This window comes from Pseudomonas sp. ML96, assembly GCF_000761545.1.
Taxonomy (GTDB): domain Bacteria; phylum Pseudomonadota; class Gammaproteobacteria; order Pseudomonadales; family Pseudomonadaceae; genus Aquipseudomonas.
The window spans coordinates 115,234-141,548 of record NZ_JPMY01000010.1 but is presented as its reverse complement, the minus strand read 5'-3'; the positions used below and the strand labels follow the sequence as shown (position 1 = coordinate 141,548).

Here is a 26,315-nt window from a genome sequence, read left to right as displayed (position 1 = left end):
AGAACATGCATTGCGAATCCCCCATCAAGCGTCGCCTGTCCCGCAAGATCTGGGTCGGCTCGGTTCCGGTCGGCGGCGATGCGCCGATCGCCGTGCAGAGCATGACCAACACCGAGACCTGTGATGTTGCCGCTACCGTCGGCCAGATCCAGCGTCTCGAAGCCGCCGGCGCCGATATCGTGCGTGTCTCGGTACCGTCCATGGAGGCCGCCGAGGCCTTCGGTCAGATCAAGCGCCAGGTCAACTTGCCGCTGGTGGCCGACATTCACTTCGACTACCAGATCGCCCTGCGTGTGGCCGAGCTGGGTGTCGACTGCCTGCGCATCAATCCCGGCAATATCGGTCGCGAAGATCGCGTCAAGGCGGTGGTCGAGGCGGCGCGCGACAAGGGCATCCCGATCCGCATCGGCGTCAACGCCGGTTCGCTGGAGAAGGACCTGCAGAAGAAGTACGGCGAGCCGACACCCGAGGCGCTGGTCGAGTCCGCGCTGCGCCATGTCGAACACTTGGATCGGCTGAACTTCCCTGACTTCAAAGTCAGCGTGAAGGCTTCCGACGTGTTCATGGCCGTCGAGGCCTACCGTCTGCTGGCCAAGCAGATCGAGCAGCCGCTGCACTTGGGCATCACCGAGGCCGGTGGCCTGCGCTCCGGCACTGTGAAGTCGGCGGTGGGTTTGGGCATGCTGCTGGCCGATGGCATCGGCGACACCATCCGCATCTCCCTGGCCGCCGATCCGGTGGAGGAGATCAAGGTCGGTTTCGACATCCTCAAGTCGCTGCGCCTGCGCTCGCGCGGCATCAACTTCATCGCCTGCCCGAGCTGCTCGCGGCAGAACTTCGATGTGGTCAAGACCATGAACGAGCTGGAGGCGCGGGTCGAAGACCTGTTGGTGCCGCTCGACGTCGCCGTGATCGGCTGCGTGGTCAATGGCCCGGGTGAAGCCAAGGAGGCGCATATCGGCCTCACCGGCGGCACCCCCAACAACCTGGTCTATATCGACGGCGCGCCTGCCTCGAAACTGACCAACGACAATCTGGTGGACGAGCTGGAGAAGCTCATCCGCCGCAAGGCGGCCGAGAAGGTCGAGGCCGAAGCGGCCGTGATCGCCCGCGGCTGACAAGGAATATTCGTGAGCAAGTCCCTGCAAGCCATTCGTGGCATGAACGACATCCTGCCGGAGCAGACGCCTGCCTGGCGCTACCTGGAAGGCACCCTGGCCAGCCTGCTCGACGGCTATGGCTACAAGGAAATCCGCCTGCCCATCGTCGAATACACCGAGCTGTTCGCGCGCGGTATCGGCGAGGGCACCGACGTGGTCGACAAGGAGATGTACACCTTCCTCGACCGCAACGAAGAGTCCCTGACCCTGCGTCCGGAAGGTACCGCCGGCTGCGTGCGCGCCGTGCTCGAGCATGGCCTGTCCGGTGGCGGCCAGGTGCAGAAGCTGTGGTACGCTGGCCCCATGTTCCGCTACGAGAAGCCGCAGAAGGGGCGCTACCGCCAGTTCCATCAGGTCGGTGTGGAAGCCTTCAACCTGCCCGGTCCTGACGTCGATGCCGAGCTGATCGTGCTGACCTGGCGCCTGTGGCAGAAGCTCGGCCTGGCCGATGCGGTGACCCTGCAGCTCAACAGCCTAGGCTCGTCCGAGGCGCGTGCTGCCTATCGTGACGCTCTGGTCGCCTACCTGCAGGAGCGCTTCGAGCGTCTCGACGAAGACAGCCAGCGGCGCATGACCACCAACCCGCTGCGCATCCTCGACAGCAAGAACGCCGAAACCCAGGCCCTGCTGGTCGGCGCGCCGACCCTGGCCGATTACCTGGACGAGGAGTCCCGCATTCACTTCGAAGGCGTCAAGGCACGCCTGGACGCCGTGGGCATCCGCTACGAGATCAACAACAAGCTGGTCCGTGGCCTCGACTACTACAACCGCACCGTGTTCGAGTGGGTCACCGACAAGCTCGGTGCCCAGGGCACCGTGTGTGCCGGCGGCCGTTACGACGGTTTGGTCACCCAGCTGGGCGGCAAGGCTACTCCGGGTGTCGGCTTCGCCATGGGCGTCGAGCGCCTGGTGCTGCTGCTGGAAACCCTCGAACTGCTGCCGGAAGAGCTGCACAGCCCGGCGGACCTGTACCTGTGCGCCTTCGGCGAGGCCGCCGAGCTGGCTGGCCTGGGCCTGGCCGAGCGCCTGCGTGACGCCATTCCCGGTGTACGCCTGCTAGTGAACTCCGGTGGCGGCAGCTTCAAGAGCCAGTTCAAGAAGGCTGACAAGAGCGGCGCGCGCTACGCCCTGATTCTGGGTGAGGACGAACTGACCGCCCGCGTGGTAGGTTGCAAGCCCCTGCGCGACGACGCACAGCAAGAGACCATTGGCTGGGATGCGCTGCCGGCGCATCTGGCCGCCTGCCTGCAGGCCTGAGAACAAAGAGAATTAAGGAGTTATTGGGGTGAGCATGACCGAAGAAGAACAGATTGCGCAGCTGAAGGACTGGTGGCAGCGCAATGGCAAACCCCTGCTGACCGGCGGCGCGCTGGCGCTGGCCCTGGTGTTCGGCTGGCAGGCCTGGCAGCACTATGAAAAGAATCAGGCCCAGGGTGGCGGCGCGCTGTACCAGGCGCTGCTGGAAACCACGCTGACGCCGACTGGCCAGCCGGATGCCGGCAAGGTCACCGAGCTGGCCGACAAGCTGAACAGCGAGTTCCCGGGCAGCGCCTACGCCCAGTACGGCAGCCTGTTCGTGGCCAAGGTCGCGGTCGACAGCGGCAAGCTGGACGACGCGGTCGCCGAGCTCAAGCCGCTGGTGGACAAGCCAGCCGACAGCACCGTTGGTGAGCTGGCTCGTCAGCGTCTGGCCCGTGTTCTGGCTGCGCAGGGCAAGGCCGAAGATGGCCTCAAGCTGCTCGACGGCAAGACCGACAAGGCCTGGGTAGCCAGCCGCGAAGAACTCAAGGGCGACCTGCTGGTGCAGCTCGGCCGTGCCGACGAGGCCCACGCGGCCTATCAGAAGGCCAAGGATTCTCTGGACGAAGCTGCCGCTGTCGGTGGCCTGCAGATGAAACTCGACGACCTGGCGAAAGGGGATGCCTGACGTGATGCGTTGGAAGAATGCCGCCGTGCTGGCCCTGGCCGTGATGGCCGTGGGTTGCAGCAGCAACAGCAAGAAGGAACTGCCGCCGAACGAGCTGCCGGACATCCAGGAAGAACTGACCCTGGACAAGCAGTGGAGCGTTTCCGTCGGTGATGGCCAGGGTGAGCTGTACAACCTGCTGACCCCCGCCGCCGATGGTGATCGCCTGTATGCCGCCGCCGCCGATGGCGAGGTGGTGGCCGTCGATCGTCTGACCGGCGACAAGTTCTGGGAAGTGGACCTCGACCTGCCGGTTTCCGGTGGTGTCGGCGCCGGCTACGGCCTGGTGCTGGTCGGCACCCTGAAAGGTGAAGTGATTGCCCTCGACGCCAGCACTGGCGAAGAAAAGTGGCGCGCCCGCGTCACCAGCGAAGTGCTGTCCGCCCCGGCCACCAACGGTGACGTGGTGGTGGTGCAGACCCAGGATGACCGTCTGATCGGCTTCGACGCCGTGACCGGCGCGCAGCGCTGGATCTACGAGAACAGCCCGGCCGTGCTGACCCTGCGTGGCACCAGCAGCCCGGTGATGACCAATCGCCTGGTGATGGCTGGCCTGTCCTCCGGCAAGGTCCTGGCGCTGGACGCCAGCCGCGGCATCCCGGTCTGGGAACAGCGCGTGGCCGTGCCGCAAGGCCGTTCCGAGCTGGAGCGCGTGGTCGACATCGACGGCAACCTGCTGCTCTCCGGTGGCACCCTGTACGTGGTCAGCTACCAGGGTAAGGTCGCCGCTATCGACGCAGAAAGCGGCCGCCCGCTGTGGAACCGCGATGCCTCCAGCTACGTGGGCCTGGCCCAGGGCTTCGGCAACGTCTACGTGAGCCAGGCCAACGGTGCCGTGGAAAGCGTCGACGAGCGTTCCAACTCCGCACTGTGGAACAACGATGCCCTGCTGCGTCGCCAGCTGTCCGCGCCGGAGGTGTTCTCCAGCTACGTGGCGGTCGGTGACTTCGAGGGTTACCTGCACCTGCTCAGCCAGGTGGACGGTCACTTCGTCGGTCGCGAGAAGATCGACGGCGACGGCGTGCGTGTTCGCCCGCTGGTGATCGGTGACTGGATCTACGCCTACGGCAACAGCGGCAAGCTGGTTGGTCTGACCATCCGCTAAGCTGTTCTGCAATGTCCGGCCGCTGCCGTTCGACGGCAGCGGCCTTTGTGTTTTTGAGGAGGAGCCAATGGTTCCGGTAATCGCCCTTGTGGGCCGCCCCAACGTCGGCAAGTCGACGCTGTTCAACCGCTTGACCAAGACCCGTGACGCCATCGTGGCCGAATACGCGGGCCTGACCCGCGATCGCCAGTACGGCGAGGCCAAGTGGCAGGGGCGTACCTACATCGTCATCGATACCGGCGGCATCTCCGGCGACGAGGAGGGCATCGATGCGAAGATGGCCGAGCAGTCGCTGCAGGCCATCGAGGAAGCCGATGCCGTGCTGTTCCTGGTCGACTCGCGCGCGGGCATGACCGCCTCCGACCAGATGATCGCCGAGCACCTGCGCAAGCGGAACAAGCGCAGCTTCCTGATCGCCAACAAGGTCGACACCGTCGATCCGGACATCGCCCGTGCCGAGTTCAGCCCGCTGGGCCTGGGCGACGCCCTGCCGATCGCCGCCGCCCACGGTCGTGGCGTCAGCCAGATGCTGGAAGCCGCGCTGGGCATCTTCCCGCGTGACGATGGCGAGCCTGAGCCGGTCGAAGGCGAGGAGGGCGTAGAAGCCCCGGCCGAGGAAGTGGTCGCCGAGGGCCAGGAAGCCAAGCGCATTCCCGGTCCGAGCGAGAAGGATGGCATCAAGATCGCCATCATCGGCCGTCCCAACGTCGGCAAGTCGACCCTGGTCAACCGCATGCTCGGTGAAGAGCGGGTGATCGTCTATGACCAGGCCGGCACCACCCGTGACAGCATCTACATTCCCTTCGAGCGTGACGAAGAGAAGTACACCCTGATCGACACCGCCGGCGTGCGTCGCCGCGGCAAGATCTTCGAGGCCGTCGAGAAGTTCTCGGTGGTCAAGACCCTGCAGGCCATCCAGGACGCCAACGTGGTGATCTTCGTGATGGACGCCCGCGAGGGCGTGGTCGAGCACGACCTCAACCTGCTCGGCTTCGTGCTGGAGACCGGCCGCGCGCTGGTCATCGCCCTGAACAAGTGGGACGGCATGGAGCAGGGCGAGAAGGACTACGTGAAGACCGAGCTGGAGCGCCGGTTGATGTTCGTCGACTGGGCCGACATCCACTTCATCTCCGCCAAGCACGGCACCGGCGTCGGCCACCTGTACAAGTCGGTGCAGACCGCCTTCAAGGCCGCCGTCACCCGTTGGCCGACCAACCGCCTGACGCAGATCCTCGAAGACTGCGTGCAGGAGCACCAGCCGCCGACCGTCAACGGCCGCCGCATCAAGCTGCGCTATGCCCACCTCGGTGGCGCCAACCCGCCGCTGATCGTGATCCACGGCAACCAGGTCGACTCGGTACCGAAGACCTACACGCGCTACCTGGAAAACACCTACCGCCGCGTGCTCAAGCTGGTCGGCACGCCGATCCGCATCGAGTACAAGGGCGGCGACAACCCCTACGAGGGCAAGAAGAACAAGCTCACCGAGCGCCAGGTGAACCGCAAGAAGCGCCTGATGAGCCACCACAAGAAGGCCGAGAAGAAGCGCAAGGACAAGAAGCGCTGATTCACCGCCGTTCTACCCGAAGGCGCAGGAGCAACAGCTTCTGCGCCTTTTTCATTGGTGCCGCTGCTGCATCCTGAGCGGGCCATCGGCTATTCTCGCGGCTCGCACCACGCCAGCAGGAAGTCCCGATGCTCGCCAGCAAGCTGCCCAATGTCGGCACCACCATCTTCACCCGCATGTCCCAGCTCGCCGCGGAAGTCGGCGCCATCAACCTGTCCCAGGGTTTTCCCGACTTCGACGGCCCGCAGGCCCTGCGCGAGGCGGTAGCCCGCCATGTGCTGGAGGGGCGCAACCAGTACTGCCCGATGACCGGTCTGCCGGCCCTGCGTCAGCAGGTGGCGGCCAAGATCGCGCGCAGTTATGGCGTGCAGCGCGATGCCGACAGCGAGATCACCATCACCCCCGGCGCCACCGAGGCGATTTTCTGCGCGGTGCAGGCGCTGATCCATCCGGGCGACGAGGCCATCGTCCTCGACCCTTGCTACGACAGCTACGAGCCCTCGGTGGAGCTGGCCGGCGGTCGCTGCGTGCATGTGCCGCTGGCCCTGCCGGACTTCGCCGTGGACTGGCAGCGCCTGAGTGACGCCATCACCCTGCGCACCCGCCTGATCTTCCTCAACTCGCCGCACAACCCCAGCGGCGCGCTGCTCACTCGCGCCGATCTCGACCAGCTGGCGACGCTGATCCGCGGCCGCGACATCCACATCATCAGCGACGAGGTCTACGAGCACCTGATCTTCGACGGCGTCCGCCACGCCAGCGTGCTGGCCCACGAGGAGCTGTATGCCAGGGCCTTCGTGGTCAGCTCATTCGGCAAGACCTACCACGTCACCGGCTGGAAGACCGGCTACGTGGTGGCGCCGCCGGCACTCACCGCCGAGCTGCGCAAGATCCACCAGTACGTGAACTTCTGCGGCGTGACTCCGTTGCAGCATGCGCTGGCCGATTTCATGGCATCGAGTCCCGAACACGTCGAGGAGCTGCCGGCTTTCTACCAGGCCAAGCGCGACCTATTCTGCGACCTGCTGGCCGGCTCGCGCTTCCGCTTCACCCGCGCGCCCGGCACCTATTTCCAGTTGGCCGACTATTCGGCGATCCGCCCGGATCTGGATGACGTGGCCATGGCCGAATGGCTGACCCGCGAACATGGCGTGGCGGCCATCCCGGTGTCGGTGTTCTACCAGCAGGCACCGGCCGAACTGCGCCTGGTGCGCTTCTGCTTCGCCAAACGCGAGGAGACGCTGCGCCTGGCAGCGGAAAAACTATGCGCGATCTGAGCCAACTGCCCGACCTCGAACTGGCGCTGATCCAGAGCGAACTGGACTGGCATGACGCAGCCGCCAACCGCGCGCGTTTCGAGCCGCTGTTGGAGCAGGCGCGTGGCGCCGACCTGGTGGTGCTGCCGGAGATGTTCAGCACCGGCTTCTCCATGCACTCGGCCGAGCTAGCCGAGGCGGAGGACGGCCCGACCACGGCCTGGCTGCGCGAGCAGGCCCAGCGCATCGGCGCGGTGGTCACCGGCAGCCTGATCATCCAGGCCGCCGATGGCAGTTACCGCAACCGTCTGCTGTGGGCGCGCCCGGACGGTTCGCTGGCGCATTACGACAAGCGTCACCTGTTCCGCATGGCCGGCGAACACAAGCACTACAGCGCCGGCGAGGAACAGGTGCTGCTGGAGCTCAAGGGTTGGCAGGTGCGCCCGCTGATCTGCTATGACCTGCGCTTCCCGGTGTGGAGCCGTGACCCGCACAACACCGACCTGCTGCTCTACACCGCCAACTGGCCGGGCGCGCGCCGCCATCACTGGAACCGCCTGCTGCCGGCGCGGGCCATCGAGAACCTGTGCTACGTCGCCGCGGTGAACCGCATCGGCAGCGACGGCAACGGCCATCCTTACAGCGGCGACTCGCAGGTGCTGGATTTCCAGGGTGAGACCCTGCTGGCACCGGGCGATGCCGCCGGCGTGTTCCGCGTGCGCCTCTCGGCCAGCGAGCTGGCGGCTTATCGGCAGCGCTTCCCGGCCAACCTCGACGCCGATACGTTTCACCTCGACCCCCACTGATCCGGAGCTCTGTGCATGGAAGCCAATCACGACAATCCTTATCGCGCCCCCGATGCCGAGCTGCTCGCTGGCGAGAACCTCGTCGTCGGCGCGCTCTATCGGATGAGCGCCGTCGGTATCGCGACCTTCTTCGGTACGCCACTGGCCGGCGCCTACATCATCGCCCACAACCTGCGCGCCTTCGGCCGTGGCGAGCAGGTGCGCAGCGCCTGGGGCATGGGCCTCGGCATCTTCGTGGCGTTCATGCTGGTCGGTTACTGGCTGCCGGAGGGCGCCGGCGGCGTCGGCATGACCGTCGCGCAGGTATTCACCATGCACTACTACGCCAAGAACCTGTTCGGCGATGCGGTGGCGGGGCACGGTGGTCCGTTTCTGTCCAACTGGCGGGCCTTTGGCATCTCGCTGCTGTTCCTGATCGCCGTGATAGTGGCGTTGATCCCCATCGGCCTGCTGCTGGTCTGAGCAGCCAGAAAAAGCCCGCCAATCGGCGGGCTTTTTCATGCGCGGGGGTTATTGTCCGAGCGTGGCCATATCGATCACGAAGCGGTACTTCACATCGCTCTTGAGCATGCGTTCGTAGGCTTGATTGATCGCCTGCATGGGGATCATCTCGATATCCGAGACGATGTTGTGCGCGGCGCAGAAGTCGAGCATCTCCTGGGTCTCGGCGATACCACCGATCAGCGAGCCGGCGATACGCCGACGCTTGAAGATCAGGCCGAACACATCCGCCGGCGGATGCGGCGAGTCCGGTGCACCGACCAGGCACAGGGTGGCGTCGCGCTTGAGCAGGTTGAGGAAGGGGTTGAGGTCGTGCGGCGCGGCCACGGTGTTGAGGATGAAGTCAAAGCTACCGGCATGGGCGCCCATCTCTTCGGCATTCTTCGAGACCACCACTTCGCTGGCGCCCAGGCGCAGGGCGTCCTCGCGCTTGTTCGGCGAGGTGGTGAACAGCACCACGCGAGCACCCATGGCGGCGGCGATCTTCACGCCCATGTGGCCCAGGCCACCGAGGCCGACGATGCCGACCTTCTGCCCCGGGCCGACATTCCACTGGCGCAGCGGCGAGTAGGTGGTGATGCCGGCGCATAGAAGCGGGGCGACGGCAGCGAAGTTGTCGGTGTGGCTGATGCGCAGGACGAAGCGCTGGTCGACCACGATGTGCTGGGAGTAGCCGCCGAAGGTGTTCTCGCCACCGAATACTGGACCGTTGTAAGTCGCGGTGAAACCGCTATCGCAGTACTGCTCCAGGCTCTCGCCGCAGGACGCGCAATGCCGGCAGCTGTCGACCATGCAGCCGACGCCGGCGACGTCGCCGACCTTGAACTTGCTGACGTTGCTGCCGACGGCCGTGACCTTGCCGACGATCTCGTGGCCCGGCACCGAAGGGTAGAGGGTGTTGTTCCACTCGTTGCGCGCGGTGTGCAGGTCGGAGTGGCAGACGCCGCAGTAGAGAATGTCGATGGCCACATCGTCCGGGCCGACGGCGCGGCGCTGGATTTCCACCGGGGCCAGCGGGGTATGTGGCGCTTGGGCGGCGAAGGCGAGGGTCTTGCTCATGGAGTTCTCCCGAAGCGGATCAGTAAGCGCAGGAGAGAGTAGAGCGCGGGTGTGACAGGCAGCTTGCCCAATACTGCCGGATGCATGCCCAGAGGTGCGGAACTGGGCCTGCCGCTTGAGCCTGGGAGCACAAACGAAAACGCCGGGCAGTGCCCGGCGTTTTCATTCACGGCTGACCGATCAGGCGGCCTGCGATCAGGCGGCCTGGGCCTCGGCCTGCTCCAGGGCGCGGTTGAGCGCGCTGAACAGGGCGCGGAAGGTCGCGGTGGTCAGGTTCTCGTCGATGCCGATGCCGTGCAGCGGGCGGCCACCGTTCAGGCGTACCTCGATATAGGCCACGGCCTGGGCGTTGGTGCCGGCGCTGATGGCGTGCTCGTGGTAGTCCATGATCTCGATGTTCTGTGGCAGGGCGGCGACCAGCGCCTCCAGCGGGCCCTTGCCGGTGCCGTGCTTGCGGCGCGCCTCGCCGTCGTAGGTAACGTCGACGTCGACGGTGCAGATGCCGTTCTCTTCCTGCAGGCGATGGCCCTTGAGTACGTACGGGCTGTCGGCTTGCAGGTATTCGCTCTGCAGCAGGCCGTAGATCTGCTGGGCGGTCATCTCCAGGCCGAGACGGTCGGTCTCGCGCTGTACCACCTGGCTGAACTCGATCTGCATGCGGCGCGGCAGGCTGATACCGTATTCCTGCTCGAGCAGGAAGGTGATGCCGCCCTTGCCGGACTGGCTGTTCACCCGAATCACCGCTTCGTAGTCGCGACCGATATCGGCTGGGTCGATCGGCAGGTACGGCACTTCCCAGACGCCTTCCGGGTCCTGCTGGGCGAAGCCCTTGCGGATCGCATCCTGGTGCGAGCCGGAGAAGGCGGTGTGGACCAGATCTCCAACGTAAGGGTGGCGCGGGTGCACCGGCAGCTGGTTGCACTCTTCCACCACCTTGCGCACGGCATCGATGTCGGAGAAGTCCAGCTCGGGGTCGACACCCTGGGTGTAGAGGTTGAGCGCCAGGGTCACCAGACAGACGTTGCCGGTGCGCTCGCCATTGCCGAACAGGCAGCCTTCGACGCGGTCGGCGCCAGCCATCACCGCCAGTTCCGAGGCGGCTACGCCGGTGCCGCGGTCGTTGTGGGTGTGCACGCTGATCAGCACGCTGTCGCGGCGGGCGACGTGGCGGCCGAACCACTCGATCTGGTCGGCATAGTTGTTCGGCGTGGCGCACTCGATGGTGGCCGGCAGGTTGAGGATCAGCTTCTGCGCCGGAGTCGGCTCGAACACGCCGATCACCGCGTTGCACACCTCGACGGCGAAGTCGATTTCGGTGGAGCTGAACACTTCAGGCGAATACTCGAAGCCCCACTGGGTTTCCGGCTGGGTGGCGGCCAGGCGCTTGATGATCCGCGCGGCGCTGGTGGCGATCTCGACCACGCCGGCCTTGTCTTGGTTGAAGACGATGCGGCGGAAGCTCGGCGCGGTGGCGTTGTAGTAGTGGACGATGGCTTTCTTGGCGCCCTTGAGCGACTCGAAGGTGCGGGTGATCAGGTCCTCGCGGGCCTGGGTCAGCACCTGGATGGTCACGTCGTCAGGAATGTGGCCACCTTCGATCAGCTCGCGAACGAAGTCGAAGTCGGTCTGCGAGGCGGACGGGAAGCCCACTTCGATTTCCTTCAGGCCCACGGCGACCAGGCACTTGAAGAAGCGCATCTTCTTCTCGGCGTCCATCGGCTCGATCAGCGACTGGTTACCGTCGCGCAGGTCGGTGGACAGCCAGATCGGCGCCTTGTCGATGATCTGGTCCGGCCAGGTGCGGTCAGGGAGTTGCACCTGGGTGAACGGGCGGTACTTCTTCGAAGGGTCTTTGAGCATGGTCATCGAACTAATCCTTGGGTCGGCGGCAGGCCGGGCGAATCGCGAAATCGAAAGGTGTGCGTCGGAGGCGGGATTCAGCCACGCAGTCGCGGGCTGACCAGGCGTAGGCAGGCGTGTTGACGCAGCAGAATGAGGGTGTGGGCGATGTTCATGCTGACAACCCTAATGCCGAAGGTAAATGATGGCAAGGGTTGTCGGTAAAACGCTATTTAAGTGCTGGTTTTGCTATTGGGCGAGTTTTTATTGCGGGGATTGGATTGGGTGTGACTCAAGCTTGCGCGGCATTATGCCAAGAGACTGAGCACCGCTTGTGGTTGCTGGTTGGCCTGAGCCAGCACGCTCTGGGCTGCTTGTTGAATGATCTGCTTGGAAACCAGGGTGGCGGTTTCGGAGGCGAAGTCGGTGTCCACAATGCGGGAGCGGCTGGCCGCGGCATTTTCCGCAATGCTTTGCAGGTTCTCGACGGTGCTTTGCAGGCGGTTCTGGATAGCACCCATGTAAGCACGTTGGCGGTCGATATAAGCCAGGGCGTCGTCGATATCCATGACTGCCAGTCCAGGGGTGTCCGTGAGGTCGAGGCGGCTCAATGCGAGGGCGTCGGCGCTAAAGGAGCTGAAGCCGAACTGGATGGTTTCGTAGGCCTCTGCGCCAACCTGGAACTGGGTCAGGTTATTGCCGCCCACTCCGTTCTCGCTGAACAGCTCGGGTTCGACCAGGCTGAACCCTTGCGATCCAGGGGAGCCTGTTCCCTGGTTGGGTAGAACATCCTCTGCGGACAACTCGGGCCCGCCGTCGGCATCGAGGCCGCCAATGGCGCCCGTATCGCTATTGGTCAGATCCATTGCTGCCACATAGGTGGCGGCGTCGGCGTTGAACTGGGTTTCGAAGTCATTGAGGCTGGCGAAGGCGCCGCGGCTGGCATTGGTCAGGGCCTGATCGAGTGTCGAGCCGGCGTGGGACTGCAGATAGCCCATGATGTCCTTGATGCCCTTGCCGCCTGCAGCCTTGACCTGGTCATGCATATAGCGAATGGCGGCATAGCCGCCCGAGTAGCCGGGGCTGGCGCTGACATCGTCAGCGTTGAAGGCAGCCAGAATGCCAGCAACGTTGGTGCCGCCAGCCGTATCGCCGGCGAGGCGCTCATCGGCACCGTGTACTGCTTCGGCGGCACCCTCTATGAACCAGCTGGGCAGGCCCGCTGCGAAATTCATGGTGCGGCCCATCACCGCGTGGGCCATCTCGTGGGCAATGACGCGGTCGGTGTACTGCGCAGAGTTGGTGCCCCCGTTGGGCAGGGTAGAGGCATCGAAATAGGCCAGATTGACGTCCATGACCTGGTTCAGGACGCGGCCGCTGCCGTCTGCTCCCGAGTAGGAGACTGATGCAAGGGCTTGGCTCGCGGGATTGTCGCTGAAGGTGATTTCCAGCTCCGCGCCATCGGCACGCAGCCCGAAGGCGTCGAACACGCGTTGCTCGCCTTCGCTGATCCAGAAGCCCTTAAGCGAATTGAGGGCTGCTCGCTTGTCCAGGTCGCCGAGTACGGAAAACTCGCCCTGGTCGAATATCTTGCGGCCGGCGAAGGTGGTGGTCTCGTTGACTCTGTTGATTTCCTGCAGCAGCTGCTGAGCCTCTTGGTTCAGCGCTTGGCGCTCCTCCGGACCGTTGGAGCCGTTCATTGCCTGTAGGCCGAGCGCGCGAACACGCTGCAGAGCGTCGGTCACGCTTTGTAGCGCACCTTCTGCCACCTGCAGCAGCGATATGCCGTCGTTGGCATTCCGCGTCGCTACATTCAGCCCTCGCACTTGCGAGGTCAGACGGTTGGATATCTGCAGTCCGGCGGCATCGTCTTTAGCACTATTGATGCGCTGCCCTGTGGACAGGCGCTGCAATGCCGTATTCAACCCCGAACTGTTGCTTTCCAGTTGGCGACGCGTGAACGACGAGGCGATGTTGGTATTGACCGTCAGCATCTAGTCGGCTCACACGCAAGTCAGCCAAACGGCAGTCTGGCTTCAGTGTGTAGATCGGCTGCGCTTAATCGGACTTAAACCGAGTCCGGCTCCTGGCGACGAACGGTAGGGAAGTTGCCTGCCAGTATGCGTAGGTCGCCGCCACTAGGGTTCTGAAACACACGCAGGCCGAAGGCCGGCAGGATCGCCAGCAGGTGGTCGAAGATGTCCGCCTGGATGCGCTCGTACTGGGCCCAGGCCACGGTATTGGTGAAGCAGTAGATCTCCAGCGGCAGGCCGTTCTCGTTGGGCTGCTGGTGGCGCACCAGCAGGGTCATCTGCTGGTGTACTTCCGGATTTGTGCGCAGGTAGTGTTCGACGTAGGCGCGGAAGGTGCCGAGGTTGGTCAGCTGGCGGCCGTTGAGCGGGTCGCTGAGGCTGGCGTTGTATTGCTGCAGTTCGGCCTGTTTGTTGTCGAGGTAGTCGCCGAGCAGGTCGAAGCGGTGCAACTGCGCCTGGGTTTCGGCATCCAGGAAGCGCACGCTGTTCTGGTCCAGATGCAGGCTGCGCTTGATCCGGCGGCCGCCGGATTCCTGCATGCCGCGCCAGTTCTTGAACGAGTCGGTGATGAAGCGCTTGGTCGGGATGGTGGTGATGGTCTTGTCCCAGTTCTGCACCTTTACCGTGTGCAGGGCGATGTCGATCACGTCGCCATCGGCGTTGAGCTGGGGCATCTCGACCCAGTCGCCGACGCGGATGATGTCGTTGGAGCTGATCTGCACGCTGGCCACCAGCGACAGCAGGGTGTCCTGGAAGATCAGCAGCAGCACCGCGGCCATGGCGCCGAGTCCCGACAGCAGGATCAGCGGCGAGCGGTCGACCAGGGCGGCGATGATGAGGATGGTGGCGATGGCGAAGACCGCGATCTTGAGCACCTGCACATAGCCCTTGATCGGCCGCAGATTGGCGTCCGGGCGGCGCTGGTAGAGCGTGTTGATCAGGTTCAGCACTTCGCTGATGGCCAGCGCCAGGGTCAGGACCACGAAGGCGCCGCAGACGTTGCGCACGATCTCCGTCACTTCGCCCGGCAGGTTGGGGATCAGGGCGATGCCCAGCGACAGGATCAGCGCCGGCACTATGTTGGCCAGACGCGAGATCACCGGCGAGTCGGCGATGCTGCGGTCCAGCTGGGTGGCGCGCAGGCCGCGGTACAGAGCGCGCAGGAGGATGCGCTTGACCAGCCAGTTGGCGATCCAGGCGGCCAGGGCCAGCAGGCTGAGGCTGATCAGGGTGTAGAGTTGCTGGTGCTGTTCGAGCCACTGCAGGGCTTCGCGATACTGTTCGGGCATGGAGCTCCTCGAGCGGTTCGTGGTTTTCCGCAGGCGGCGGAAGGTAAGCGCAGCGCATTACCCTAACAAACCTGGCGGCTGGGCGTGGGCCATGCTTGTGTCCTGAGGTGTTTCTGTCGAATGGAGGTGCCCATGAAATCGACCCTGGCGCTGTGTGCGTTGCTGACGCTGGCCGGCTGTGCCTCCAGCGAGCATGTGCGTGATGCACAACTGCCGCTAGACCAGCACCTGGCCAAGCTGGGGCTGGTCCAGGGCGAGCCGCAGGAGTCGATCAGTCGCTACGAGATCGACGACTGGGACTACTTGGACAAGCGCCATATCGTGCTCGGCCGTGCGCCGGGACGGCGCTACCTGCTCGAATTCTCCCGCGACTGCGATCGCCTCAATTTCAGCAGCACCATCGGCTACAGCTCGACCGTCGGCCTGCTGACCCACCTTGACCATGTGACGGTGTTCGACGGCATGGGCGGCGTGCCGCAGATCTGCCAGATCGACAAGCTGTACAAGCTGGAGCGGGTGGAAAAGCCGGCGCCCTGATCGGCATCTCACCGAGTCATTTCTGGCAACGCGCTTTGAGCTGATGGACCAGTAGCGCCGCCGGCAAGGGGAGGCCGAGTTGCTGGCAGATGGCTAGTTGTGTGATGATTAATAGCAATTCTCATTTGCTCTAAAGATCTTGATGCCCGCGGGACGCCACCCAGCGGCGTGGTGACTGCCTGTGAGCTCATCTGCCTATGCCACCCCTCCAACGCTGGAGACCCTGTACTGCGACCATCACGGTTGGTTGCAGGCCTGGTTGCGCCGGCGCCTGGGGCACGCCTGCGATGCCGCGGACCTGGCCCAGGACACCTTCCTGCGCCTGATCGGCGGAGCCAGCCAGCCACGTTTCACCAGCATGGGCGAGGCCCGCGCCTACCTGCGCACCACCGCTAAGAACCTGTGCATCAACCTGTGGCGGCGCCAGGAGATCGAACGCGCCTGGCTCGACACCCTGGCCGCGTTGCCGGAAGACCAATACCCCTCCGCCGAGCGCCAGGCTGCGGTGCTGCAAGCCCTGGAAGAAATCAGCGGCATGCTGCAGACGCTGTCGGCCAAGGCCGCGCGCGGCTTCATCCTGGCCGTGGTGTGCGAGATGACCGACGACGAGGTTGGGGCAGAGCTGGGGGTTTCCGGGCGCATGGTGCGCAAGTACGTGGCCCAGGCCATGCTCGCCTGTCTGACCCTGCGCGCCAGTGCAACGGTCGCCGCGTTGCGCCAGGAGCCGCTCGGCTGATGGAGAGCCGTGCCTACGAGCCAAGCTTGCCGTCGCATGCCGTGCTGGAGCAGGCGGCCTACTGGTACGCCACCCTGCGTGACGGCCAGGCCAGTGCCCAGCAGCGTGCCCACTGGCAGGCCTGGTTGGGCGAGGACCTGCTGCACGAGCAGGCCTGGCGCTATGTCGAAGGCATCAGCCGTGATTTCGAACCGCTGCGTGGCCGGCCCGATACGCGCCTGGCTGCCGATGCGCTGGATATCGCCGCCGGGCGCATGCACTCGCGGCGCCGTTTGCTGACCGGGATGGCGGTCATTACCACCGGCAGCCTGTGCGGCTGGTTGGGCTGGCGCGAAGCGCTGCTGCCGTCGAGCCTGATGGCCATGGGCGCGGATCACCGTACCGTCACTGGCGAGCAGCGTGAAATGACCCTGGCCGATGGCTCGCGCGCCTGGCTCAACACCGCCAGCGCCATCGACCTTACCTTCAGCGCCCGTGCGCGTGTCGTCACGCTGCTGCGCGGCGAGGTGTTCATCGCCACCGCCAAGGACGCGCGGCCCTTCTATGTCGAGACCGAGCACGGGCGCCTGCAGGCCCTGGGCACGCGTTTCAACGTACGCGGTGATAGTGAACGCACCTGGCTGGCCGTCTATGAAGGCGCCGTGGAAATCCGCACTGCCAGTGGAGAAGTCCGCGTGGTCGGCGCCGGCCAGCAGGCCCAGTTCGACGCCGAGCGCATCGGCGACAGTCTGGCCGCTGATGCGGCCCGCGAAGCCTGGACCCAGGGCACGCTGCTGGCCGACAACATCTCCCTGCGCGAGGTGGTGCAGGAGCTGCGTCGCTATCGCCACGGCCACCTCGGCGTGGCCGACGAGGTGGCCGAGCTGCGGGTGTACGGCAACTTCCCCATCCAGGATTCCGAGCGCGTGCTGCGCATGCTGGCCTCGGCGTTGCCGATCCGTATCGAGCAGCCCATGCCTTGGTGGGCGAGCATCGAAGCCCGGCGCTGAGCCAGGCCAGAAAAATTTCAGGAAAGGGGTTCCGGGTTTTGTCTGCTCGCTGGTTTACCCAGTAAGAAGACATGAAACATCGCCGAATCGGCGCCTCGAGCGGCCGCGTGGCATTGCCTGTTGAGGGTCTTCGCTCATCAACCCTTGCTCCAGAGGAATGCCGTCCATGTCCCACCGCTGTCACCAGCGCGTTGCCCGTCCGGGTGTCGCCGCACACGTCTTTGCCCTGCGCCCGCTGAGCCTGGCGCTTCACCTGGCGCTGTTGGGCAGTGCCGTGAGCCTGGCCAGCTGGTCGCCGCTCGCCATGGCCGAAGACAGCGCCGCAGTTGCCGCCGAGCGCAGCTACGACATTCCGGCAGGTCCGCTGGCCAGCGCGCTGACGCGCTTCTCCCGCGAGGCGGGCGTGTACCTGGTTGGCGCCGGCAGCCTGGCCGAGGGCGTGACCAGCCCAGGCCTGCAGGGCAGCTATGCGGTAGCGGACGGCCTGGCCGCGCTGCTGTCCGGTACCGGCCTGGTGGCGGTGCAGCAGGACGATGGCAGCTACGGGTTGCAGGTGGCGCAAGCCGAGGAGACCTATCGCCTGGCGCCCATCCTGATCAACTCCCAGGCGGCCGCAGAGGACCCTGCTGCCTCGGTGGTGACCCAGGAGCTGTGGGTCGGCGGCAAGGTGGCGACCAACATCCTCAACACCCCGGCGTCGGTTTCCGTGGTGACCCAGAAGGAAGTCGAGCAGCGCAGCGCCAGCACCACCGAGGAGATCCTGCAGTACACCCCGGGTGTGATCACCGACTACTACGGCACCGATGACCGTAACGACTACTTCCAGATTCGCGGCTTCCAGGCCACCACCTACCGTGACGGCCTGACCCTGGGCTCGATGCGCGGTGTGCGCGAGGAGCCGTTCGCCTACGAGCGTGTCGAAGTGCTGCGTGGCGCCAACTCCACGCTGTTCGGCCCGGCCGACCCGGGCGGCTCGGTGAACTTCGTGACCAAGCAGCCGCGCTTCAGCAAGTTCGGCCAGGTCTATGCCACCTACGGCTCGTTCAACCACATGGAATCTGGCCTGGATACCGGTGATGCGAACGAGGAACAGACCCTGGCCTACCGCTTCACCGGCAAGTTCCAGGACAGCGATCGCGAGTACGACCACTCCCAGGACGACAACAACTTCTTGATGGGCGGCCTGACCTGGGCGCCGACGGCCTATACCTCGGCCACCCTGGTGGTGGACCACCTGCGACAGGACAACACGCCCAACAGCGGCGGTTACCCGATGGACCGCGAGTACGACCGCGACGAGTTCTTCGGCGAGCCGAGCTACAACTTCCACGATGTCGAGCGCACCAACGTCAGCGCCAACTTCAGCCACGACTTCGACAACGGCTTCACCCTGCGCAGCAACATGCGCCACAGCGATCTGAGCGATGAGTACGGCTACGTCTATATCAGCGATGCTGCCGGGCATGTCGGCAACGTGGTCAATCGTGGCTACCTGGGCTCCGATAGCGAAGCCGAGCAGTTCAACGGCAACGTGATGCTGCAGTACGACGCGCGCTTCGAAAATATCGACAGCAGCAGCATCGTCGGCGTGGAGTATCTCGATGCATCCGCCGAGAACGTCTCGGTCTATGGCGACGCCGATCCCATCGACGTGACCAACCCGGTCTACCGTGGCGTTTCGCCGGCGATCGTCTACGAGGACAAGGATCGGGATAACACCACCAAATCGGTATTCCTGCAGCAGAACCTGTCGTTCTACGAGCGTTTCATCGTCACGGCCGGCATGCGTCATGACTCGATGGACGTCTCCGAGACCGACCACCTGTACAGCACCAAGGCTTCGGATAATTTCTCGGAAAACTCTTTCCGCGGCGCGTTGACCTACATCGTCAACGACGAGGTTTCCACCTACGTCAGCATGGTGGAGTCGGTGTCCCCGCCTGAAGTCGGTGTGACCCCGGAGCGCGGCAAGCAGTACGAAGTGGGCGTGAAGTATTCGCCGCTGGAGATGAATGCGCTGTTCTCCGCCGCCATCTACGAGCTGACCCAGGAAGACATCTCCACTGCTGTCGTGCAGTCGAACGGACTGATCGATCAGCAGACCGTGGGCGAGCAGCGCGTGCGCGGCCTCGACCTGGAGGCCAAGGCCGAGCTGACCGAGAACCTCATCCTGGTCGGCGGCTACTCCTACATGGACACCGAAGTGCTGCGTGGTGCGCTGCAGTCATGGTCGCCGACGAAGTTGGCGTATGAAGCTGTATCTATCAAGGGTAACGAGATGGTTTCGGCGCCCAAGCATTCGGCCTCGCTGTGGAGCTATTACAGCGTGCCGGGCACCGATGTCAGTGTCGGCCTGGGCGCCCGTTATGTCGGCGCCTACTACTTCGGCGACTTCAATAATACCGGCAAGAGCGATGCCACCACGCTGTTCGACGCCGCGTTCAACTACCAGATCGTCAAGGGCACTGACCTGGCCATCAACGTCAGCAACCTGTTTGATGAGCAGCATGTGGTCGGCCGCGGTAGCGCGGACTATTACAACCCGGGTCGCGAGATCACGGCCAAGGTGAGCTACAACTGGTAAGCCGGCGACGCGCTGCCCTCGGGTAGCGCGCGATGCCGTGAAATGAAAAGACCGCCTGGGGCAACCCGGCGGTCTTTTTTATTGGGGCTCTGCTGGCGTATGCCTTCAGGGCTTGAACGCGCCGATGAAGATCGCCGGGTCGACCCGCGCGTCGTTGAGGCTGACATTCCAGTGCATGTGCGGCCCGGTAGCACGGCCGGTGGCGCCGACCTTGCCGACCACTCCGCCGCGCGGCAGCTCCTGGCCCAGCTGCACGTCGATCTTGGACATATGGCAGAACATGCTGATCAGGCCCTGGCCGTGGTCGACGAACACCGTCTTGCCATTGAAGAAATAGTCGCCGATCAGAATCACCTTGCCAGCCGCCGGAGCCTTGATTGGTGTGCCGGCGCCGACGGCGAAGTCCAGCCCGGAGTGCGGATTGCGTTCCTCGCCGTTGAAGAAGCGGCGCAGGCCGAAGGGCGAGGACAGCGGGCCGTTGACCGGCTTGTCGAACAGCAGGTTGCTCGGCTGGCGGGCGCTGAACTGCTGGTAGGCGCGGGTCTGCTCGGCCAGCTCGCGCTCGATGCGCCCCAGGTTCTTCGCGCTCGGATTGACCTGCTCCTGGTTCTTCAGGGTGATGCGCTGCTCGCGATAGTGCTTGGCGCCGACCTGGAAGCTCAGCGTCTGGCCGTTCGCCTCGATCTGCTGCTGGCCCGGTTTGACCGTCAGCGGGATGCCGACGATGGCGATCCAGCGCTTGCCTTCCTCCTTGACCACCAGCACCGGCTTGCCCTGGTAGCGCGCCTGCGGTGCAGCAGGGCCGTCACCCAGGTCGAGCACGGCCACGCCGCCAGGCACCGGCTTGTTCAGCAGGCGGGTGATGAAGCCATCAGCATGAGCGGGGAGGGCGAGGCAGAGCAGCAGGGCGATAAGCGGGCGCACGTGTCAGTCCAGCAGCGAGAGGGTGACCGGGGTGAGGTGATTGTCTTCGACGCGCACATCCAGCTCGCCTTCGCCCAGGCGCGCCTTGAGGCGCTGGCCAGGGTGGGTCTGGCTGGCGTTACGTATGGCTTGGCCGCGTTCGTCGAGGAGGATGCTGTAGCCGCGGCCGAGGGTGGCCAGCGGGCTGACGATGTGCAGTTGCTGGCCGAGAGCTGCGAGTTGCTGGCGCTGTTGGCGCAGCTGCAGCTCGATGGCGCGCGGCAGGCGCTCGCCCAGGCTGTCCAGGCGTTGGCGCAGCAGGGCCAGGGCGCGGCCCGGATGCTGCGCGTGCAGGCGGCCGTCGAGGCGCGCCAGGCGTTCGTGACGGCTGGTGGACTGCTGGGCGAAGGCGCGACGCAGACGCATATCCAGGTCGTCCAGGCGCTGGGCCTGCTGGCGCAGGCGCTCGCCAGGGTGGCGCAGGCGCCGGGTCAGGCCTCCCAGGCGCAGCTGCTCGCGGCTCAGGCGGCTTTGCAGGCTCAGCGCCAGGCGGCGGGTGAGGCCGTCCAGGCGGCGTTGCAGATCGGAACTGTCCGGGGCCAGCAGCTCGGCGGCGGCCGAGGGCGTCGGCGCGCGCACGTCGGCGACGAAGTCGCTGATCGATACGTCGGTCTCGTGGCCGACAGCGCTGACCAACGGCGTGACGCAGGCGGCCACCGCGCGTGCCACGGCCTCCTCGTTGAAGCACCACAGGTCTTCCAGCGAGCCGCCGCCGCGAGCCAGGATGATCGCGTCGAAGCCGGCGCGGTCGGCCAGCTGCAGGCCTCGGACGATCTGCGCGGTGGCCTCGCGGCCCTGCACGGCAGTGGGGATCAGGGTCAGCGCCACCTGCGGTGCGCGGCGGCGGAACACGCTGATGATGTCGCGAATCACCGCGCCGGTCGGCGAGCTGACGATGCCGATGCGCTGCGGGTGGGCGGGCAGGGCGCGCTTGCGCTCGCTGGCGAACAGGCCCTCGGCGGCGAGCTTCTCCTTGAGCGCCTCGAAGGCCAGGCGCAGGGCGCCGTCGCCGGCCGGCTCCACGGTGTCGAGGATCAGCTGGTAGTCGCCACGGCCCTCGAACAGCGAAACCTTGCCGCGTACCTTCACCGCCAGGCCATCACGCAGGGCCTGGCGCACGCGGGCGGCGTTCTGCCGGAACAGCGCACAGCGCACCTGGGCCTGGCTGTCCTTGAGGGTGAAATAGAGGTGGCCGGAGGCCGGCCGCGCCAGGTTGGAGATCTCGCCTTCGACCCAGACCTGGGCGAACACGTCCTCCAGCAGCAGGCGGGCGCGGTTGTTCAGTTGGCTGACGCTGAGCGCTTCGCGGTCGAGACCGAGGCGCTGGAAGGGATCGTTGAGCATGGCCGCATGATAAAGGCTTTGCCCGGCCGGCCATAGGCGCACTTGACCGCTCCGTCGGCGCGATTAAGCTGCGCGACCTTTCCATGTCAGGCTAGGCCCATGAGCGAGCAGATCATCCTCGTCCCCCGTATCTCCAGCTTGCCCGAGCATGAGGCACGGGCGCGCCTGCTGCTGCGCTGGCTGGTCAAGCGCGACATCGTGGCGGAGCTGCCGAGCACCTGCGGCGCGCTGGGCAACGGCATGGCCCATGCCATCGGCGCGGGCGCGCGGCGGATCGCCGAGCGTCCGGAGCTGCTGCCGTTCGACCAGCCGCTCAATGGCCTGCAGATCGTCAGCAAGCGCTGCATCTATACGCCGACCGAGGGTTTTCTCGAGGAAGCCGGTTGCCCCGAGTGCCGCCAGGAGATCGGCGAGGTACTGTTCGACGGCCTCGACGAGTGGATGCCGGGTGATACCGACAACTTCACCTGCCCGCAATGCGGCCACGAGGACGACGTCAACGGCTTCCTGTTCCTGCAGCCCTGCGCCTTCTCCAACCTGGGGTTCGTCTTCAATGGCTGGGGCCGGGCGGGATTCCGTCAGGCCTTTATCGATGAATTCGTCGAGCGCCTGGGTTATCCCTTGGCACAAGTGTCGGTAAAGCGCTGAGCGCGCATTGAGAGAAGCCGCTCGGCTGGGTATAATGCCGCGCTTCTTATTTTTCCCTCCCGGGAGCCCCGCCATGCTGCGCATCAGCCAAGAAGCACTCACCTTCGACGACGTTCTGCTCATCCCCGGTTACTCCGAGGTCCTGCCCAAGGACGTCAGTCTCAAGACCCGCCTGACCCGTGGCATCGAGCTGAACATCCCGCTGCTGTCCGCAGCGATGGATACCGTCACCGAGGCGCGTCTGGCCATCGCCATGGCTCAGGAAGGCGGCATCGGCATCATCCACAAGAACATGACCATCGAGCAGCAGGCTGCCGAGGTGCGCAAGGTCAAGAAATTCGAGGCCGGCGTGGTCAAGGACCCGATCACCATCGAGGCCAACGCCACCGTGCGTGACCTGTTCGAGCTGACCCGCCAGCACAACATCTCCGGCGTGCCGGTGCTGTCCAACGGCGACCTGGTCGGCATCGTCACCTCCCGCGACGTACGTTTCGAGAACCGCCTGGACGCCCTGGTGCGTGACGTGATGACGCCGAAAGAGCGCCTGGTCACCGTCAAGGAAGGCGCCGCCAAGGAAGTCGTACGCGAGCTGCTGCACAAGAACCGCATCGAGAAAGTGCTGATCGTCGACGACGCCTTCGCCCTCAAGGGCATGATGACCGTCACCGACATCGAGAAGGCCAAGGCCTACCCGCTGGCCAGCAAGGACGACCAGGGTCGCCTGCGCGTCGGCGCTGCCGTCGGTACCGGTGCCGACACCGGTGACCGCGTTGGTGCACTGGTCGCCGCCGGCGTCGACGTGATCATCGTCGACACCGCCCACGGCCACTCCAAGGGCGTGATCGACCGCGTGCGCTGGGTCAAGCAGAACTTCCCCGAGGTGCAGGTGATCGGCGGCAACATCGCCACCGGCGAAGCCGCCAAGGCTCTGGCCGAGGCTGGCGCTGACGGCGTCAAGGTCGGTATCGGTCCGGGTTCGATCTGCACCACCCGTATCGTCGCCGGCGTCGGCGTACCGCAGATTTCCGCAGTCGCCAACGTTGCCGCCGCTCTGGCCGGCACCGGCGTACCGCTGATCGCCGACGGTGGCATCCGCTTCTCCGGCGACCTGGCCAAGGCCATCGCCGCTGGTGCCTCCGCCGTGATGATCGGCTCCATGCTGGCCGGTACCGAAGAGGCGCCGGGCGAGGTCGAGCTGTTCCAGGGCCGTTCCTACAAGGCCTACCGCGGCATGGGCTCGCTGGGTGCCATGGCCCAGGCCCAGGGCTCCTCGGACCGTTACTTCCAGGACTCCTCGGCCGGTGCCGAGAAGCTGGTGCCGGAAGGCATCGAAGGTCGCGTGCCGTACAAGGGCGCGATGGGCGCCATCGTGCATCAGCTGATGGGCGGCCTGCGTGCCTCCATGGGCTACACCGGCAGCGCCTCCATCGAGGACATGCGCACCAAGCCGCAGTTCGTGCGCATCACCGGCGCCGGCATGGCCGAGTCGCACGTACATGACGTACAGATCACCAAGGAAGCGCCCAACTATCGCGTTGGCTGATTCCAGAAAGACGCTGTAAACACGGGGCTGACTAACCAGCCCCGTGTCATTTGTGACTTCGCTACGAGAGACGGCCATGGCCCACGACATTCACGCCCACCGCATCCTCATCCTCGACTTCGGTTCCCAGTACACCCAGCTGATCGCCCGCCGCGTGCGCGAGATCGGTGTGTACTGCGAAATCCACCCGTTCGACATGGACAACGAGGCGATCCGCGCCTTCGCCCCGCGCGGCATCATCCTCGCCGGCGGCCCGGAGTCGGTGCATGAAGCCAACAGCCCGCGCGCGCCGCAGGCGGTGTTTGACCTCAACGTGCCGCTGTTCGGCATCTGCTACGGCATGCAGACCATGGCCGAGCAGCTCGGCGGCAAGGTCGAGGGTTCCGACCTGCGTGAGTTCGGCTACGCCCGCGTCGACGTGGTCGGCAAGGCCCGCCTGCTCGACGGTATCGAAGACCACGTGGACACCGACGGTGTACTGGGTCTGGACGTGTGGATGAGCCACGGCGACAAGGTCACCGCCATGCCTGCCGGCTTCCATATCCTGGCCAGCACCCCGAGCTGCCCGATCGCCGCCATGGCTGACGACAGCCGCGCCTACTACGGCGTGCAGTTCCACCCGGAAGTGACCCACACCAAGCAGGGTGGTCGCATCCTCTCGCGCTTCATCCTCGACATCTGCGGCTGCGAAGCCCTGTGGACCCCGGCCAACATCGTCGAAGACGCCATCGCCACCGTGCGTGCCCAGGTCGGCTCGAACAAGGTGCTGCTGGGCCTGTCCGGCGGCGTCGACTCCTCGGTGGTCGCAGCCCTGCTGCACAAGGCCATCGGCGACCAGCTGACCTGCGTGTTCGTCGACAACGGCCTGCTGCGCCACAAGGAAGGCGACCAGGTGATGGCCATGTTCGCCGAGAACATGGGTGTCAAGGTGATCCGCGCCAACGCCGAAGAGCTGTTCCTCGGCCGCCTGGCCGGCGTCAGCGATCCGGAAGAGAAGCGCAAGATCATCGGCCGCAGCTTCATCGAAGTGTTCGATGAGGAAGCCACCAAGCTCAAGGACGTGAAGTTCCTCGCCCAGGGCACCATCTACCCGGACGTGATCGAGTCGGCCGGCGCCAAGACCGGCAAGGCCCACGTGATCAAGTCCCACCACAACGTCGGCGGCCTGCCGGAGGACATGCAGTTCTCCCTGGTCGAGCCGCTGCGCGAGCTGTTCAAGGACGAGGTGCGCAAGATCGGCCTGGAGCTGGGCCTGCCCTACGACATGGTCTACCGCCACCCCTTCCCGGGCCCGGGCCTGGGCGTGCGCATCCTCGGCGAGGTGAAGAAGGAGTACGCCGACCTGCTGCGCCTGGCCGACCACATCTTCATCGAGGAGCTGCGCAACTTCGACTGGTACCACAAGACCAGCCAGGCCTTCGTGGTGTTCCAGCCGGTGAAATCGGTCGGCGTGGTCGGCGACGGCCGTCGCTACGCCTGGGTCGTGGCCCTGCGCGCCGTGGAAACCATCGACTTCATGACCGCACGCTGGGCACACCTGCCCTACGAGCTGCTGGAGAAGGTCTCCAACCGCATCATCAACGAGATCTCCGGCATCTCCCGCGTCACCTACGACGTGTCGAGCAAGCCGCCTGCCACCATCGAGTGGGAGTGATCCGCGACGCAGAGGGCAGCCATGGCTGCCCTTTTCGTATCTGACAGTTGATAAGGAGAAGCGCGATGTTCGGGATCACCGACTACGGCGCCTTCGTGGTCGCCTTCGTGGTGCTGCTGATGATTCCGGGGCCGGGTAATCTGGCGCTGATCACCTCTACCGGCAAGGGCGGTGTGCGCGGTGGATTGGCCTCGACCTTCGGCATCATCCTCGGCGATCAGGTGCTGATGTGGCTGGCAGTGGCCGGCGTGGCGGCGCTGCTGGCTGCTTACCCGACGGCCTTCCATGCCGTGCAGTGGCTGGGCGCGGGCTATCTGGTCTGGCTCGGTGCGCGCATGCTGCTGGCCAAGCCGGGCAGCGCCCCGGCGGTGCATATCAGCGCCGGCCACTATCTGCGCCAGACGGCGGTGATCACCCTGTTCAATCCCAAGGCCATCGTCTTCTACATGGCCTTCTTCCCGCTGTTCATCGACCCGGCGCGGCACCAGGGGCTGCTGACCTTCGCCGTGATGGCGCTGACGGTGGCCCTGCTGACCTTCGTCTACGGCCTGGTGGTGACCCTGCTGACCCGTCAACTGATCGAGCGCATGCGTGCTCGTCCGCAGTTGGGCAAGGCGCTGGAACGCCTGGCTGGGCTGTGCCTGGTGGGCTTCGGACTGAAGCTCGCGCTGACTCGCTGAGCCGGGCTGCGCGATCTGTCGCAGCCATTTCTTGAGAATCAGATGCAATTGGTCCG

The 26,315-nt window shown here is 65.3% G+C and carries 22 protein-coding genes; 16 read left to right on the top strand and 6 right to left on the bottom strand.

Features of this window, described 5'->3' with window-relative positions:
* Window positions 1-5: 5 nt before the first annotated feature.
* The 8 genes from ispG (at window position 6) to IP89_RS07275 (ending at window position 8,322) form a co-directional block, all read left to right on the top strand.
* Window positions 6-1,118: a flavodoxin-dependent (E)-4-hydroxy-3-methylbut-2-enyl-diphosphate synthase gene (gene ispG, locus IP89_RS07310; protein WP_043308683.1), complete on the top strand. Its 1,113-nt coding sequence runs from the start codon at window positions 6-8 to the stop codon at window positions 1,116-1,118.
* 12 nt (window positions 1,119-1,130) lie between these two features.
* A complete protein-coding gene (hisS, locus tag IP89_RS07305; protein ID WP_043308682.1) occupies window positions 1,131-2,417 on the top strand; it encodes a histidine--tRNA ligase in 1,287 nt (428 codons plus the stop codon).
* 28 nt (window positions 2,418-2,445) lie between these two features.
* Window positions 2,446-3,087 (top strand): tetratricopeptide repeat protein, encoded by a 642-nt coding sequence (locus IP89_RS07300; RefSeq protein WP_043308681.1) that lies wholly within the window; start codon window positions 2,446-2,448, stop codon window positions 3,085-3,087.
* Window positions 3,080-4,231, top strand: coding sequence for an outer membrane protein assembly factor BamB (gene bamB, locus IP89_RS07295; RefSeq protein ID WP_043308680.1), 1,152 nt, complete (start codon window positions 3,080-3,082; stop codon window positions 4,229-4,231). The genes IP89_RS07300 and bamB overlap by 8 nt, the downstream gene beginning before the upstream one ends.
* A 67-nt stretch (window positions 4,232-4,298) precedes the next feature.
* The gene (der, locus tag IP89_RS07290) at window positions 4,299-5,798 is read left to right on the top strand and encodes a ribosome biogenesis GTPase Der (protein WP_043308679.1); all 1,500 of its coding nucleotides are present in this window, start codon (window positions 4,299-4,301) and stop codon (window positions 5,796-5,798) included.
* A gap of 128 nt (window positions 5,799-5,926) precedes the next feature.
* Window positions 5,927-7,075 (top strand): pyridoxal phosphate-dependent aminotransferase, encoded by a 1,149-nt coding sequence (locus IP89_RS07285; protein ID WP_043308678.1) that lies wholly within the window; start codon window positions 5,927-5,929, stop codon window positions 7,073-7,075.
* Entirely contained in the window at window positions 7,063-7,860 is a 798-nt protein-coding gene (locus IP89_RS07280; RefSeq protein ID WP_177326847.1) for an amidohydrolase, read from the top strand. Before IP89_RS07285 ends, IP89_RS07280 begins: the two co-directional genes overlap by 13 nt.
* A 15-nt stretch (window positions 7,861-7,875) precedes the next feature.
* Window positions 7,876-8,322 carry a hypothetical protein gene (locus IP89_RS07275; protein WP_043308677.1) on the top strand — a complete coding sequence of 149 codons (447 nt, stop codon included), beginning with the start codon at window positions 7,876-7,878 and terminating at the stop codon, window positions 8,320-8,322.
* Window positions 8,323-8,370: 48 nt separating this feature from the next.
* Here IP89_RS07275 and IP89_RS07270 read toward each other — a convergent pair whose 3' ends face one another.
* The 4 genes from IP89_RS07270 to IP89_RS07255 form a co-directional block, all read right to left on the bottom strand.
* On the bottom strand, window positions 8,371-9,420 hold the full coding sequence (locus IP89_RS07270; protein WP_043308676.1) for an NAD(P)-dependent alcohol dehydrogenase: 1,050 nt from the start codon (window positions 9,418-9,420) through the stop codon (window positions 8,371-8,373).
* Window positions 9,421-9,615: 195 nt separating this feature from the next.
* A complete protein-coding gene (gene leuA / locus IP89_RS07265; RefSeq protein WP_043308675.1) occupies window positions 9,616-11,286 on the bottom strand; it encodes a 2-isopropylmalate synthase in 1,671 nt (556 codons plus the stop codon).
* A gap of 281 nt (window positions 11,287-11,567) precedes the next feature.
* Window positions 11,568-13,253, bottom strand: a complete 1,686-nt coding sequence (locus tag IP89_RS07260; protein WP_043308674.1) for a flagellinolysin — start codon at window positions 13,251-13,253, stop codon at window positions 11,568-11,570.
* A gap of 74 nt (window positions 13,254-13,327) precedes the next feature.
* On the bottom strand, window positions 13,328-14,581 hold the full coding sequence (locus IP89_RS07255; protein ID WP_043308673.1) for a mechanosensitive ion channel family protein: 1,254 nt from the start codon (window positions 14,579-14,581) through the stop codon (window positions 13,328-13,330).
* 132 nt (window positions 14,582-14,713) lie between these two features.
* On the opposite strand from IP89_RS07255, the gene IP89_RS07250 reads away from it, so the two are divergent.
* From IP89_RS07250 to IP89_RS07235, 4 genes are all read left to right on the top strand, one after another.
* Window positions 14,714-15,118: a DUF6491 family protein gene (locus IP89_RS07250; RefSeq protein WP_052080992.1), complete on the top strand. Its 405-nt coding sequence runs from the start codon at window positions 14,714-14,716 to the stop codon at window positions 15,116-15,118.
* 181 nt (window positions 15,119-15,299) lie between these two features.
* Window positions 15,300-15,854, top strand: coding sequence for a sigma-70 family RNA polymerase sigma factor (locus IP89_RS07245; protein WP_043308672.1), 555 nt, complete (start codon window positions 15,300-15,302; stop codon window positions 15,852-15,854).
* Window positions 15,854-16,843 (top strand): FecR domain-containing protein, encoded by a 990-nt coding sequence (locus IP89_RS07240; RefSeq protein WP_043308671.1) that lies wholly within the window; start codon window positions 15,854-15,856, stop codon window positions 16,841-16,843. The genes IP89_RS07245 and IP89_RS07240 overlap by 1 nt, the downstream gene beginning before the upstream one ends.
* 166 nt (window positions 16,844-17,009) lie before the next feature.
* Window positions 17,010-19,427, top strand: a complete 2,418-nt coding sequence (locus IP89_RS07235; protein ID WP_177326846.1) for a TonB-dependent siderophore receptor — start codon at window positions 17,010-17,012, stop codon at window positions 19,425-19,427.
* A gap of 105 nt (window positions 19,428-19,532) precedes the next feature.
* Here the strand turns inward: IP89_RS07235 and IP89_RS07230 are convergent, their stop codons facing one another.
* Together IP89_RS07230 and xseA are read right to left on the bottom strand one after the other, a co-directional pair.
* On the bottom strand, window positions 19,533-20,351 hold the full coding sequence (locus IP89_RS07230; RefSeq protein ID WP_043308670.1) for a peptidoglycan DD-metalloendopeptidase family protein: 819 nt from the start codon (window positions 20,349-20,351) through the stop codon (window positions 19,533-19,535).
* A 3-nt stretch (window positions 20,352-20,354) separates the two neighbouring features.
* Window positions 20,355-21,734, bottom strand: coding sequence for an exodeoxyribonuclease VII large subunit (gene xseA / locus IP89_RS07225; protein ID WP_043308669.1), 1,380 nt, complete (start codon window positions 21,732-21,734; stop codon window positions 20,355-20,357).
* A 99-nt stretch (window positions 21,735-21,833) separates the two neighbouring features.
* Here xseA and IP89_RS07220 point away from each other — a divergent pair, with 99 nt between their 5' ends.
* The 4 genes from IP89_RS07220 to IP89_RS07205 all read left to right on the top strand — a co-directional run bounded on the left by IP89_RS07220 (window position 21,834) and on the right by IP89_RS07205 (window position 26,259).
* Window positions 21,834-22,382 (top strand): sugar ABC transporter ATPase, encoded by a 549-nt coding sequence (locus IP89_RS07220; protein WP_043308668.1) that lies wholly within the window; start codon window positions 21,834-21,836, stop codon window positions 22,380-22,382.
* 73 nt (window positions 22,383-22,455) lie between these two features.
* Window positions 22,456-23,925 carry an IMP dehydrogenase gene (guaB, locus tag IP89_RS07215; protein ID WP_043308667.1) on the top strand — a complete coding sequence of 490 codons (1,470 nt, stop codon included), beginning with the start codon at window positions 22,456-22,458 and terminating at the stop codon, window positions 23,923-23,925.
* Window positions 23,926-24,001: 76 nt separating this feature from the next.
* The gene (gene guaA, locus IP89_RS07210) at window positions 24,002-25,579 is read left to right on the top strand and encodes a glutamine-hydrolyzing GMP synthase (protein ID WP_043308666.1); all 1,578 of its coding nucleotides are present in this window, start codon (window positions 24,002-24,004) and stop codon (window positions 25,577-25,579) included.
* Between the two features lie 65 nt (window positions 25,580-25,644).
* The gene (locus tag IP89_RS07205; protein WP_043308665.1) at window positions 25,645-26,259 is read left to right on the top strand and encodes a LysE family translocator; all 615 of its coding nucleotides are present in this window, start codon (window positions 25,645-25,647) and stop codon (window positions 26,257-26,259) included.
* The last annotated feature ends 56 nt before the right edge of the window (window positions 26,260-26,315 follow it).